Here is a 12,956-nt window from a genome sequence, read left to right on the forward strand (position 1 = left end):
TTCCTGCGGCGAACGGAAGGCTGCGGCAAAGCCGCCGAGCCTATCGCTGCGCACGTATCTTGGAATTGTTTCAGGCTAGGGACGGTTCTCCCGAGAGTTCAGCCTTCCGGCCTCTCGTCCATATCGAATGCAGCATCCACGCGGCAAGAAACAGCGGGATCAGGACAGCGACGCAATATCCGCCCCAGGTGAAAAAATTCACGACGAAAGGCGCGAGCCAGCAAATCGCCAGGATCAGCCGAGGCGGCCTGGAAACCATCGCGGCGAGCATCGCCACCGCTACGGCCACACCGATCGTGTCGTAGGTATAGCCATAGGGCGTGGCAAGGATTGCGAGGACAGCGGTAAGCACCACGCGTTCCTGATGCGAGACCACGCGGCCCGGCCGCCAGAGCCAGATCGCCGCGGCGATGGACGCGATGGTTGCGACCGCCTGCACGCCATAGGCGGAGGTCACCCCGGCGCCGAAAGCTCTCGCCGTGAAGAACACCGTTATCGCGTTGTACTGATAGGGCTGCGGATAAGGCGCCTCCATGATCGCCGTCATCAAGGGGCGGGTTTCGGTCAGGAACAGGCGCCAGACATCGAAGCCAAAGAACAGGCCGGTGGCGAGGGCGATCACGACGCTGGTGCCGATCGCCGCGAGAATGGCGCGCCAGTTGCCGCTGGCGAGCAGGCAGAAGGGCACGAGAATGCCGAGATGCGGTTTGATCGTCAGCAAGCCGAACAGGATTCCGGCCAGCAGCGGACGCCTTGGTGCCACGGCGAGGCCTCCGATCAACAGCGCGGCGGTCAGCGCGCCGTTCTGGCCGAACAAGGAGTTCCAGATAACCGCCGGGCTCAAGACAATCGCCAGTTCCAGCGCCGCTCCGAGCTTCAGCGGCCGGATCGCCAGCCACAGGCACAGCACGGTCCCGACCGTCCAGATCAGATAGGCAGGCAGGATCGGCAAGGTGGCAAGCGGAACGCCGAGCAGGAGGATGTTCGGCGGATAGCTCCATTCCTGATTTGGAAGGTCGGGTGAGAACATCGCGCGCAGCGCCGCGCGATAGGCCTCCACGTCGAAGAGAACGGCAACGTGGCCCTCGATGGCCATGCGCGAACCTGCCCAGAGGTTGGTGAAATCCCAGTAGGGGAGCCTGTGCGACAGCGCGGAAAAGCCTCGGCTGTCCAAGGTCCACAGAAAGCTCAGGTAGAACCAAGTCATCCATGCGGCGATGATCGACACGACCGTGACAATGGCCACGTCCAAAAGGCTCCTGGTCCTAATCCAATCAGGTTGCATGGCGATCTCGGTTATAGCAACCGCGATTGTAGCCCAGGTGTCCTTAAGATCGTCTTGCCCCAATATGCTCAGCCAGGCACCGTCACCCGCCGCAGCGTCAGATTGATGCGGCCGCCGTTCTTCAGCAGCGCCGATGTCGCCGGATAGATGCGGTCGACACCGTGGAAGGCGAGGCGGCCTTCGCCGCCAAGCACGACGACGTCGCCGCTCTTCAGCCTGAACGACTTGGTGCCGCCATCGCGCCTGTCCTGGCCGACCCGGAACAGGCAGTCGTCGCCCAGCGAGACCGACACCACGGGCGCGGCGAAATCCTGTTCGTCGCGGTCCTGATGCAGGCCCATTTTTGCATCCGCCGAATAGAAGTTGACCAGGCATGCCTCGGGCGGATGCGGATAGGCCGAGACCTCGCGCCATAATTCCAGCAGGGCTTCCGGGATCGGCGGCCAGGGCTCGCCGGTCACCGGATGCGTCGGCTGATAGCGATAGCCGCGCTCCTTGTCGGTCACCCAGCCAAGCGCGCCGCAATTGGTCATGCGCACGCTCATCTCCTTGCCGCTGCGCGGCATGGCCGGCACGTAGAGGGGTGCGGCCTGTACGACGCGCCTGATCTCCTCGACCAGCGCTTCCTGGGCCGGGCGCGCGAGGTAGCCCGGCATATGGCGGACGCCTTTGGGCAAAACGAGCATGGATCGATCCGTTGCTCTCTAGAGCCGGATGGTTTCGGGTCTGTTCGACATGAAATCTGAATCCGTCTCTAAATCAGAGGGATAGGGCATGATGTCCCGCAAACCGCTTCACACTGTTCGGCATCATGCCCCAAGCCATGCCATTCTTCAAAGAAGGCGGCGACCCGAAAGCAGCGGCTTTGGCCGGATCAATCGCTTTCCACCCGACCGCGCAGCTTCTTCACCGTCGACCGGCCTGCCTTGCTCTTGAGGCGGCGCTCGACGGCGCCTTTGGACGGCCTGGTCTTCTTGCGCGGCGGAGGCGGCGGCTCGGCCGCCTTGGCGATCAATGCAGTCAGCCGCGCCCGCGCGTCGGCGCGGTTCTGCTCCTGGGTGCGGAAGCGGCCTGCCTCGATGACGATGACGCCGTCCTTGGTGGCGCGCTGGCCGGCCAGCTTGATGGCGCGCTCGCGCACGCGCTCGGACAGGCCGGACGCGTTCGCCGCGTCGAAGCGCAGCTGCACGGCGGTGGCCACCTTGTTGACGTTCTGGCCGCCCGGACCCGACGAGCGGATGAAGTCCTCATGCAGGTCGCCAGGACGGATGACCGCTTCGCCGGAGATGGTGATATCGTCGTCGCTTGCCATACACGCACTCATGACGCGACGGCGGCAAAAAGAAAAGGCCCGGCGCGAGCCAGGCCCTGGAGGAAGACATTGGCAGTGACTGCTATTCAGCCGCTTCCTGCATCCGCGGCGCCGCGCCGAGGATGGTCGCGTCGACATGGCGTTCGAACTTCTCGAAATTGACGGCGAACATGTTGACCAGCTTCGCTGCCTGGCGGTCGTAACCGGCCTTGTCCGCCCAGGTCGAGCGCGGGTCGAGAATGGCGCCGTCGACACCCGGGACCGCCACCGGCACCTCGAAGCCGAAATTGGCGTCGGTGCGGAACTCGGCCGACTTCAGCGAACCGTCGAGGGCGGCGCCCAGCAAGGCGCGCGTTACCTTGATCGGCATGCGGCGGCCGGTGCCGTAGGCGCCGCCGGTCCAGCCGGTGTTGACCAGCCAGCAGTCGACGCCATGGCCGGCGATCAGCTCGCGCAGCAGATTGCCGTATTCGGACGGATGGCGCGGCATGAACGGGGCGCCGAAGCAGGTCGAGAACGTCGCCTCCGGCTCGGTGACGCCCTTTTCCGTGCCGGCAACCTTGGCGGTATAGCCCGACAGGAAATGGTACATCGCCTGCGCCGGCGTCAGCCTGGCGATCGGCGGCATGACGCCGAAGGCGTCTGCCGTCAGCATGATGATGTTCTTCGGATGCCCGGCGCGGCCGGTCTTCGAGGCATTGGGGATGAAATCCAGCGGATAGGCGCAGCGCGTGTTCTCGGTCAGGCTGCCATCGTTGAAATCCGGAACGCGGCCGGCGTCGAGCACCACGTTCTCCAGCACCGTGCCGAAGCGCTGCGTGGTGGCGAAGATCTCCGGTTCGGCCTCCGCCGACAGCCTGATCGTCTTGGCGTAGCAGCCGCCCTCGAAATTGAAGATGCCCTGCGGGCCCCAGCCATGCTCGTCGTCGCCGATCAGCGTGCGCGACGGGTCGGCCGACAGCGTCGTCTTGCCGGTGCCGGACAGGCCGAAGAAGACGGCTGCGTCGCCGTCCGCACCTTCATTGGCGGAACAGTGCATCGGCATCACGCCCCTTGCCGGCAGCAGATAGTTCAGCATGGTGAAAACCGACTTCTTCATCTCGCCGGCATAGGAGGTGCCGCCAATCAGAACGATCTTGCGGGTGAGGTCGACCGCGATCACCGTTTCGGTGCGGGTGCCGTGACGCGCCGGATCGGCGCGGAAGGAGTGCAGGTCGATGATCGTCAGCTGCGGCACGAAACGCTCGATCTCCGCGGCTTCGGGACGGATCAAAAGATTGCGGATGAACAGCGAGTGCCAGGCGAATTCGGTGATGACCCGGGTCGGCAGCTTCAGATTGGCGTCGGCGCCGCCGACGAGGTCCTGCACGTAGAGGTCCTTGCCGGCTGCATGTGCCTTGAAATCCGCCAGCAGCGCTTCGAACTCACCCGGCGAGATCGCCTTGTTGTTGTCCCACCAGACCTGGCCGCCGGTCGCCTCGTCGCGCACGACGAATTTATCCTTCGGCGAACGCCCGGTGTGCTGGCCGGTCTCGGCGACCAGCGCGCCCTGCGCGGTCAACCTCGCCTCGCCGCGCCGGATCGCTTCCTCGTAGAGTTCGGCCGCGCCAAAATTATAGCGTACCATGCCCATTGTCTTCAGGCCGATCGCGTCGATGGCGCAGTCGGGGTTGCGTTTGCCGGCTTCCGACATCAAATTTCCTCTCTGGATTTGGCCGCATCTGACGGGTTACTTCCCGGAGCCCGCGCTGGGGCCGTCAGGTTCAGAACCAGAAAAGCCGAATGATATCAAATCATTAATCGATTTAAAAAATTTGAAAGTTGTTTAAATCGTTTATATGTGCAAAAAACCGTAGAGGTTGCCCAAAGGATTGGCAGGCTCGGTTCGTCCAATCCCACTATGGGTGCGATGGCGTGTGACGGCAGGCCGCCCGTGACTTCGGACAAGGCCCGTGCCACATTTTGTACCCAATTTGTCCTGCAAAAGCCCCTTCTCGACGACAGAAGGGACAGCTCATGAGGGAGCCGCTTGAAATGGCAACAATCGCGCTTGTCGACGACGACCGCAACATTCTGACCTCGGTGTCGATCGCGCTCGAATCCGAGGGCTATCGGGTCGAAACCTACACCGATGGCGCGTCGGCGCTGGAAGGCCTGGCGGCACGGCCGCCGAACCTCGCCATTCTCGACATCAAGATGCCGCGCATGGACGGCATGGAGCTGTTGCGCCGCATGCGCCAGAAGTCGGATCTCCCGGTCATCTTCCTGACGTCGAAGGACGACGAGATCGACGAGTTGTTCGGTCTCAAGATGGGCGCCGACGACTTCATCCGCAAACCGTTCTCGCAGCGCCTGCTTGTCGAGCGCGTGCGCGCAGTGCTGCGCCGCACCAGCGCCCGCGAGGCGGCGGCCAAGGCGCCCAGTCAGCAGGCCCGCTCGCTCGAACGCGGCCAGCTGGTGATGGACCAGGAGCGGCACACCTGCACCTGGAAGGGCGAGCCGGTGACGCTGACGGTGACCGAATTCCTCATCCTGCATTCGCTGGCGCAGCGCCCCGGTGTGGTAAAAAGCCGTGATGCGCTGATGGATTCAGCCTATGATGAACAGGTCTATGTCGACGACCGCACCATCGACAGCCACATCAAGCGGCTGCGCAAGAAGTTCAAGGCCGTCGACGACGACTTTGAGATGATCGAAACCCTTTACGGAGTCGGGTACCGGTTCCGCGAAGCGTAAGATAGGCAGTAGGGAATAGTCAGTAGTCAGTTTTGAATGATGCGGGCGGCCACCCATAGCCGAAGTCAGCCAACCACTTCCCTACTGCCTACTCACTACTCACTAACTAAACAGGGCCTGCTATTCGATGGCAGTGGAAGTAGAGCGAGGCAGACGGGCGGGCGCGGCAAGGCGTCCGCCGCGGATCGTGCCCGCCTTCGTTTCGAGAATCACGGTGCCGATGCGCCGGTTTCTCGGCCATCACATCTTCTCCAGCCTGACGCGGCGCATCCTGTTCCTCAACCTGGCCGGCCTCGCCGTGCTGGTCACCGGCATCCTTTACCTGAACACCTTTCGCGACGGGCTGATCGACGCGCGCGTCGAAAGCCTGATGACGCAGGGCGAGATCATCGCCGGCGCCATCGCGGCTTCGGCGACCGTCGAGACCGATTCGATCAGCATCGACCCGGAAAAGCTGCTGGAGCTGCAAGCGGGCGAAAGCCTGGGGCCGGGGTCGGACCAGCTCGACAACCTCGATTTCCCGATCAATCCCGAGCGCGTCGCGCCGGTGCTGCGACGCTTGATCTCGCCGACGCGCACCCGCGCCCGCATCTATGACCGCGACGCCAACCTGCTGCTCGATTCGCGGCATCTTTATTCGCGCGGCCAGATCCTGCGCTACGACCTGCCGCCCGTCGACGAGGAGCAGCCGGGCCTCGTGGAGCGAGTGGAGAAGTTCATCTTCGACTTCTTCCGCAACAAGGACCTGCCGGTCTACCACGAGCAGCCCGGCGGCAACGGCGCGGCCTTTCCCGAAGTGGTCAAGGCGCTGACCGGCAGCCCTTCGACCATCGTGCGGGTGAGCGAGCAGGGCGAACAGATCGTCTCCGTCGCGGTGCCGATCCAGCGCTTCCGCGCCGTGCTCGGCGTCTTGATGCTGTCCACCGAAGGCGGCGACATCGACAAGATCGTCGCGGCCGAGCGCAAGGCGATCCTGCGCGTGTTCGGGGTGGCGGCGCTCGTCACCGCGATCCTGTCGATGCTGCTCGCCTCCACCATCGCCAATCCGCTGCGCCGGCTTTCAGCCGCCGCCGTCAGGGTGCGGCGCGGCGTCAAGAGCCGCGAGGAAATCCCCGACTTTTCCGATCGTCAGGACGAGATCGGCAATTTGTCCATTGCCGTGCGCGATATGACGAATGCGCTGTATGCGAGAATCGAGGCGATCGAAAGTTTCGCCGCCGACGTGTCGCATGAGTTGAAGAACCCGCTGACGTCGCTGCGCAGCGCCGTGGAAACGCTACCTTTGGCGAAAAACGATGCTTCTCGCGCACGCCTGATGGAGATCATCCAGCACGACGTGAGGCGGCTCGACCGCTTGATCACCGATATCTCGGATGCGTCCCGCCTCGATGCCGAGCTGGCGCGCGACGATGCCGCGACCGTCGACCTGAAGAAGTTCATCACCGACCTCATCGCCGTCTCGCGCGAGACGACGCGCAACAAGAAGGCCGTCGAGATCGACCTCAAGGTCGCCAAGCTGCCGGCCGGCGCCAAAGGCTATTTCGTCGTCGGCCATGACCTCAGGATCGGCCAGGTCATCACCAACCTGATCGAGAACGCGCGTTCCTTTGTGCCGGACGAGCATGGCCACATCGCGATCTCGCTGGCGCGCGGGGGCAAGTTCAACATCATCACCGTCGACGACAACGGCCCGGGTATCCGGGCCGAGAAGATCGACCGCATCTTCGAGCGCTTCTATACCGACCGGCCGGCCGGCGAGGCGTTCGGCCAGAACTCCGGCCTCGGGCTGTCGATCAGCCGTCAGATCGTCGAGGCACATGGCGGCACGCTGACGGCCGAGAACATCCCCGGCACCAAGCCCGGCGAGATCAAGGGCGCGCGTTTCGTGGTGACGCTGCCGGCGGAAGGCTGATCGCCGAACCGACATGCCAGGCGCCGCCGCAAAGCCCCGCAACATCCATGGGACGGCCATACTGGCCGGCGAGCGCGGCGTGCTGATCACCGGGCCGTCCGGCGCCGGCAAGACGACGCTGGCGCTGGCGCTTGTCGATCATTGCCGCGCGCAGGGCCTTTTTGCCCGGCTGGTCGGCGACGACCAGTTGTTTGCGGCCGCGCACAGCGGCCGGCTGGTGTGCCGCGCGCCGGTGAGCATCGCCGGCCTCGCCGAGGTGCACGGCATCGGACCGCGGCCGCTGGCTTTCGAACCGGCCGCCGTGATCGACCTTGTGGCGCGGCTTGTCGAACCGGCGGACATGGCGCGTCTGCAGGACGAGACCACGGAGACGATCGGCGGATGCCGACTGCCCCGCGTCGACATCGCCCGGCGAAATGTCACCGCCGCGTTGCCCATGCTGATGGCGCGGCTGTCGATCCAGCCTTTTTCATGATCCGGCCCGGGTTTTTTGCTGCGATGCGTCAAAATGGCCCGGGCCGCCGCAATTTTGGGCTTGTCAACCGGCCGTGCGTCGACAAGATAGCGCTCCCGCCGCCTGGAATGGCTGGCGAACATAAGATACGCCTGTGAAGCGGCGATGACGGGAGCCACCAGAGAATGATCGGACTCGTGCTCGTGACGCACGGTCAACTCGCTACCGAGTTCCGACATGCCGTAGAGCATGTCGTCGGGCCGCAAGACAATTTCGAAACCGTGGCGATCGGCGCCGACGACGACATGGAGCAGCGCCGGGCCGACATCGTCGACGCAGTCGCGCGCGTCGACACCGGCGCAGGCGTCATCGTGCTCACCGACATGTTCGGCGGCACGCCTTCCAACCTCGCCATCTCGGTGATGGAATCCGGCCGCACCGAGGTCATCGCCGGCATGAACCTGCCGATGCTGATCAAGCTCTCCTCGATCCGCAAGGGCGACAACATGGCAGCCGCGCTCGACGAAGCGCAAGCGGCGGGCCGTAAATACATCAACGTCGCCAGCCAGCTCCTGAGCAGCAAATGAACGCATCGGCGCAGCGGACGGATGAGGTGGTGCGGGAGTTCCCGATCATCAATCAGCGCGGCCTACATGCGCGCGCTTCGGCCAAGTTCGTCCAGGTCGCCAGCGGCTTCGACGCCACCATCCATGTCGAGAAGGACGGCGTGAAGGTCGGCGGCACCTCGATCATGGGCCTGATGATGCTGGCGGCGAGCCCAGGCTATTCGATCCGCGTCATCGCCAGCGGCCCGGAAGCCGTGCCGGCGATGGACGCGTTGGAGCAGCTGATCGCCTCACGTTTCGGCGAGGAAATCTAGTCACGCTTTTTGTTGGATACATGTCGTCTTCCCAAAATCGTTCCGCGCTTTTGGACGAAACGCAAGACATGCGCGCATAAAGATTTCTTTATGTCCCATTGTCGTGCGACGACCGATCTGGTAGTCAAGCCGGCAACCGCGCCCTCCCATGCGCCTCCCGGCGTCGGCGCGCCTTGAGAAAAAATCACACCGGAGCACTGCCATGACGGGTAGCAAGGACTATGTGGTCGCCGACATCTCGCTTGCCGGCTGGGGCCGCAAGGAGATCGAGATCGCCGAAACCGAAATGCCGGGCCTGATGGCCTGCCGCGAGGAGTTCGGCGCCAAGCAGCCGCTGAAGGGAGCGCGCATCACCGGCTCGCTGCACATGACCATCCAGACGGCGGTGCTGATCGAGACGCTGAAGGCGCTGGGCGCCGACATCCGCTGGGCCTCCTGCAACATCTTCTCGACCCAAGACCACGCGGCCGCGGCCATAGCCGAGGCCGGCATTCCGGTTTTCGCCATCAAGGGCGAGTCGCTGGAAGACTATTGGGACTACACCGACCGGATCTTCCAGTGGACCGATGGCGGTACCTCCAACATGATCCTGGATGATGGCGGCGACGCCACCATGTACATCCTGCTCGGCGCGCGCGCCGAGGCCGGCGAGGACGTGCTGTCCAATCCTGGCAGCGAGGAGGAAGAGATCCTGTTCGCCCAAATCAAGAAGCGCCTGAAGGCTTCGCCAGGCTTCTTCACCAAGCAGCGGGAAGCGATCCGCGGCGTCACCGAGGAGACCACCACCGGTGTCAACCGTCTTTACCAGCTGCAGAAGAAGGGTCTGCTGCCCTTCCCGGCGATCAACGTCAACGATTCCGTCACCAAGTCGAAATTCGACAACAAATACGGCTGCAAGGAATCGCTGGTCGACGGCATCCGCCGCGGCACCGATACCATGATGGCCGGCAAGGTCGCGGTGGTCTGCGGCTATGGCGATGTCGGCAAGGGCTCGTCGGCCTCGCTGCGCGGCGCTGGCGCGCGTGTGAAAGTCACCGAGGTCGACCCGATCTGCGCGCTGCAGGCGGCGATGGACGGCTATGAGGTGGTGACGCTGGAAGACGCCGCGCCCACCGCCGACATCGTCATCACCACCACCGGCAACAAGGACGTCGTCACGCTCGACCATATGCGGTCGATGAAGGACATGGTGATCGTCGGCAATATCGGCCACTTCGACAACGAGATCCAGGTGGCGGCGCTGCGCAACCTGAAATGGACCAACATCAAGCCGCAGGTGGATTTGATCACCTTCCCGGACGGCAAGCGTATGATCCTTCTGTCCGAGGGCCGCCTGCTCAACCTCGGCAACGCCACCGGTCATCCGAGCTTTGTCATGTCGGCCTCGTTCACGAACCAGGTGCTGGCGCAGATCGAGCTTTTCAGCAAGCACGGCCAGTACGAGAACCAGGTCTATGTGCTGCCCAAGCACCTCGACGAGAAGGTCGCGCGGCTGCATCTCGACAAGCTCGGCGCCAAGCTGACCGAGCTGTCCGGCGAACAGGCCGCCTATATCGGCGTGACGCCGCAGGGCCCGTACAAGCCTGAACACTACCGCTATTAACCAAAGCGAAATTATCTACCATATATTGAAGCCGGGTGGTTGACTTTCCATCCGGCTTTATTTTTTGCGCCAATGATTCTTCACGCCGATTCCAGCAAGCGTTATTGTTGTGATTCGCGGTCCGGGGACATGTTGGGCCGGGGACGCATCAGGGCGGTCTTGCATTCAAGCGGCGAAGAGGACCAAGACATGCCGGGGGATTACCCGCCACGCGCGGGAAAGGCCGTTTCCGGCGGCCATGAGGATTCGAATGATGCCGGCCCCGGTGTGAGCCGCGGCGGTTTTCGTGCCGGCTCGCGGCTGGCCTTGCTGCTTGCGACCTCGACGCTTGCCGGCCCGCTCCTCGCCTTTGCGGCCCACGCCGAGACGGGCATTCCGGCAAAGGCCGCGGCGCCGGTCAGCACGCTCGAGGTCATGCAGCTCGCCATGTTCGTGGGCGTCATGGGCGCGGCGCTGGTTTCGGCCATATTCCTTATCCGCGAGCGCGCACGCACCGCCTCGCAGAACCTGCAGCTCAGGGCCCGCATCGCGGACGTCAACGCTGCGCTGCAGCGCTCCGAAGCGCTGCTCAACCTGCGCGACCAGCGCCTGATCGTGTGGACAACGGACAACAAGAAGCCCGAGCTCATCGGCAGCCTGCCGCTGGAAAGCGGCGCGCCTGACGACAGGTCCGCCTTCCTCGCTTTCGGCCGTTGGCTGATGCCGCGCTCGGCGGCGGCGTTGGAGCACGCGGTTGCCGCGTTGCGCGAACAGGCGAAGACCTTCGACCTGGTCATCGAAACGCAGGCCGGCGTGCCGCTGGAGGTGCATGGGCGCAAGAGCGCGGCGCATGTGCTGGTGCGTTTCGTCTCGCTGTCGGAGACGTTGCGCAACCAGGCCAGGCTGAAGATCGAGAACCAGCGGCTCAGCGCCGACTACGACACCTTGATCGGCCTGCTCGACGCGTTGAAGATGCCGGCATGGCTGCGTAGCGCGGACGGGCGATTGCAATGGGTCAACCGCGCCTATGCGGAGGCCGTGGAAGCAGGAAGCGCCGCCGCGGCCGTGCGCGACGCGACAGAATTCCTTGGCGGCCAGGCGCGCGATCAAATCGCCGAGCAGCATAAGTCGCACCCGGTCTTCGAACAGACGCTATCCACCGTGATCGAAGGCGATCGCCGCATGTTCGCGGTCACCGACTTCGCCGGCGTCGACGGTTCGGCGGGGCTCGCCTGCGACACCAGCGCGGCCGAGACGATCCGCGCCGAATACGAGCGGACCGTGCGCAGCCATGCCGACACGCTCGACCAGTTGAACACCGCCGTGGCGATCTTCGACACCGAGGAAAAGCTGCGCTTCTTCAACCAGGCCTTTCAGAAGCTGTGGGGTCTCGACTCGGGCTTCCTGCTCAGCGCTCCCTCCAACACGCTGCTGCTCGACAGGCTGCGCAGCGAAGGCAGGATCGCCGAGCAACCGGAATGGCGGCGCTGGAAGGAAAACCTGCTCAGCGCCTATCGCGCCGTCGAATCGCAGGAACACTGGTGGCACCTGCCGGACGGCAAGACGATCCGCGTCGTGGCGAACCCGCAGCCGAAGGGCGGCGTCACCTGGGTGTTCGAGAACCTGACCGAAAAGATGGACCTCGAAAGCCGCTACCAGACCGCCGTGCGGGTGCAGGGCGAGACGCTGGACAATCTCGCCGAAGGCGTGGTCGTGTTCGGTCCGGACGGGCGGCTGCGCCTGTCCAATCCGGCCTTCGTCGCGCTGTGGGGGCTGACGATGGAAGCGGTCAAGCCGAACGTCCATGTTTCGGCGATCCGCGACCTGTGCGACCAGCGCGCCGCGAACAGCCCTTGGGGCGGCTTCGTCGCCGCAGTCACCGGCTTCGACGACGAGCGCCGCGACCGTCGCGGCCAGATCGAGCTCGTCGACGGGACGGTGCTGAGCTACGCGGTGATCCATCTGCCCAACGGCCAGGTGATGATCACCTTCGTCGACGTCACTGACACCGTCAATGTCGAGCGGGCGCTGAAGGACAGGAACGAGGCGCTGGAGAAATCCGATCAGCTGAAGAACGAATTCGTGCAGCATGTGTCCTATGAGCTGCGCTCGCCGCTGACCAACATCATCGGCTTCACCGAGCTTCTGTCGCTGCCCGCGACCGGGCCGCTGACGCCCAAGCAGCGCGAATATGTCGAGCATGTCGGCTCGTCGTCCTCGGTGCTGCTCACCATCGTCAACGATATCCTCGACCTGGCCACCGTCGATGCCGGCATCATGCAGCTCGACATCTCCGAGATGAACATCGACCGGACGATCGCCGCGGCCGCCGAGCTGGTCGCCGACCGGCTGGACGAGCATCAAATCAAGCTCGAGATCGATGCGGCGGAGGCGCCGGCGAGCTTCCATGGCGACGAGACTCGCATCCGCCAGATCCTCTACAACCTGCTCAGCAACGCGGCCAACTACGCACCGGAGGCAAGCACGATCCGGCTCACCTGCCGTCGGCTAGCCGACGGCGTCGAGTTCTCCGTGCATGATGACGGTCCTGGCATGCCGCCGGACGTGCTGGAATCGGTCTTCCGCCGCTTCGAGCCGCGCGCCAATGGCGGGCGGAGGCGCGGCGCCGGGCTGGGGCTCTCGATCGTCAAGAGCTTCGTCGAACTGCATGGTGGAACCGTGCGCATCGAGACCGGCCAGGACAGGGGCACCACGGTAATCTGCACCTTCCCGGACAAGCCTTCCGGAATCCCCGATACGCCGGCGGGCATCCGCGACGCGGCCGAGTAGCGCGG

11 protein-coding genes are annotated in these 12,956 nt (G+C 64.3%); 7 read left to right on the top strand and 4 right to left on the bottom strand.

What is annotated here, in order from left to right:
* Positions 1-70: 70 nt before the first annotated feature.
* From LB515_RS19500 to LB515_RS19515, 4 genes are all read right to left on the bottom strand, one after another.
* Positions 71-1,246 carry a glycosyltransferase family 87 protein gene (locus LB515_RS19500; protein WP_224708675.1) on the bottom strand — a complete coding sequence of 392 codons (1,176 nt, stop codon included), beginning with the start codon at positions 1,244-1,246 and terminating at the stop codon, positions 71-73.
* 107 nt (positions 1,247-1,353) lie between these two features.
* A complete protein-coding gene (locus LB515_RS19505) occupies positions 1,354-1,971 on the bottom strand; it encodes an alpha-ketoglutarate-dependent dioxygenase AlkB (RefSeq protein ID WP_224708676.1) in 618 nt (205 codons plus the stop codon).
* 188 nt (positions 1,972-2,159) lie between these two features.
* Positions 2,160-2,597 (bottom strand): alternative ribosome rescue aminoacyl-tRNA hydrolase ArfB, encoded by a 438-nt coding sequence (arfB, locus tag LB515_RS19510; RefSeq protein ID WP_140843521.1) that lies wholly within the window; start codon positions 2,595-2,597, stop codon positions 2,160-2,162.
* Positions 2,598-2,679: 82 nt separating this feature from the next.
* Positions 2,680-4,290: a phosphoenolpyruvate carboxykinase gene (locus LB515_RS19515; RefSeq protein WP_224708677.1), complete on the bottom strand. Its 1,611-nt coding sequence runs from the start codon at positions 4,288-4,290 to the stop codon at positions 2,680-2,682.
* A 341-nt stretch (positions 4,291-4,631) separates the two neighbouring features.
* Between LB515_RS19515 and LB515_RS19520 the strand changes: the two genes are divergently transcribed.
* The 7 genes from LB515_RS19520 (at position 4,632) to LB515_RS19550 (ending at position 12,951) form a co-directional block, all read left to right on the top strand.
* Positions 4,632-5,333, top strand: coding sequence for a response regulator transcription factor (locus tag LB515_RS19520; RefSeq protein WP_006201274.1), 702 nt, complete (start codon positions 4,632-4,634; stop codon positions 5,331-5,333).
* Between the two features lie 127 nt (positions 5,334-5,460).
* Positions 5,461-7,245, top strand: a complete 1,785-nt coding sequence (locus LB515_RS19525; protein ID WP_318012633.1) for a sensor histidine kinase — start codon at positions 5,461-5,463, stop codon at positions 7,243-7,245.
* Between the two features lie 13 nt (positions 7,246-7,258).
* Positions 7,259-7,720 (top strand): HPr kinase/phosphorylase, encoded by a 462-nt coding sequence (locus LB515_RS19530; protein ID WP_224607123.1) that lies wholly within the window; start codon positions 7,259-7,261, stop codon positions 7,718-7,720.
* 164 nt (positions 7,721-7,884) lie between these two features.
* Positions 7,885-8,286: a PTS sugar transporter subunit IIA gene (locus tag LB515_RS19535; protein WP_027166957.1), complete on the top strand. Its 402-nt coding sequence runs from the start codon at positions 7,885-7,887 to the stop codon at positions 8,284-8,286.
* On the top strand, positions 8,283-8,579 hold the full coding sequence (locus tag LB515_RS19540; protein ID WP_224607126.1) for an HPr family phosphocarrier protein: 297 nt from the start codon (positions 8,283-8,285) through the stop codon (positions 8,577-8,579). The genes LB515_RS19535 and LB515_RS19540 overlap by 4 nt, the downstream gene beginning before the upstream one ends.
* Before the next feature lie 202 nt (positions 8,580-8,781).
* Positions 8,782-10,182, top strand: a complete 1,401-nt coding sequence (ahcY, locus tag LB515_RS19545; protein WP_224607129.1) for an adenosylhomocysteinase — start codon at positions 8,782-8,784, stop codon at positions 10,180-10,182.
* Positions 10,183-10,371: 189 nt separating this feature from the next.
* A complete protein-coding gene (locus LB515_RS19550) occupies positions 10,372-12,951 on the top strand; it encodes a sensor histidine kinase (RefSeq protein ID WP_224708678.1) in 2,580 nt (859 codons plus the stop codon).
* The last annotated feature ends 5 nt before the right edge of the window (positions 12,952-12,956 follow it).

Origin of the sequence: Mesorhizobium sp. CA15, assembly GCF_020165215.1 — a bacterium.
In the GTDB taxonomy this organism is placed as follows: domain Bacteria; phylum Pseudomonadota; class Alphaproteobacteria; order Rhizobiales; family Rhizobiaceae; genus Mesorhizobium.

Coding starts and splice junctions, on each gene's coding strand:
- arfB (WP_140843521.1), bottom strand. CDS start 2,597: ATGGCAAGCGACGACGATATCACCATCTCCGGCGAAGCGGTCATCCGT.
- LB515_RS19530 (WP_224607123.1), top strand. CDS start 7,259: ATGCCAGGCGCCGCCGCAAAGCCCCGCAACATCCATGGGACGGCCATA.
- LB515_RS19505 (WP_224708676.1), bottom strand. CDS start 1,971: ATGCTCGTTTTGCCCAAAGGCGTCCGCCATATGCCGGGCTACCTCGCG.
- LB515_RS19520 (WP_006201274.1), top strand. CDS start 4,632: ATGGCAACAATCGCGCTTGTCGACGACGACCGCAACATTCTGACCTCG.
- LB515_RS19550 (WP_224708678.1), top strand. CDS start 10,372: ATGCCGGGGGATTACCCGCCACGCGCGGGAAAGGCCGTTTCCGGCGGC.
- LB515_RS19535 (WP_027166957.1), top strand. CDS start 7,885: ATGATCGGACTCGTGCTCGTGACGCACGGTCAACTCGCTACCGAGTTC.
- LB515_RS19540 (WP_224607126.1), top strand. CDS start 8,283: ATGAACGCATCGGCGCAGCGGACGGATGAGGTGGTGCGGGAGTTCCCG.
- LB515_RS19515 (WP_224708677.1), bottom strand. CDS start 4,290: ATGTCGGAAGCCGGCAAACGCAACCCCGACTGCGCCATCGACGCGATC.
- ahcY (WP_224607129.1), top strand. CDS start 8,782: ATGACGGGTAGCAAGGACTATGTGGTCGCCGACATCTCGCTTGCCGGC.
- LB515_RS19525 (WP_318012633.1), top strand. CDS start 5,461: ATGGCAGTGGAAGTAGAGCGAGGCAGACGGGCGGGCGCGGCAAGGCGT.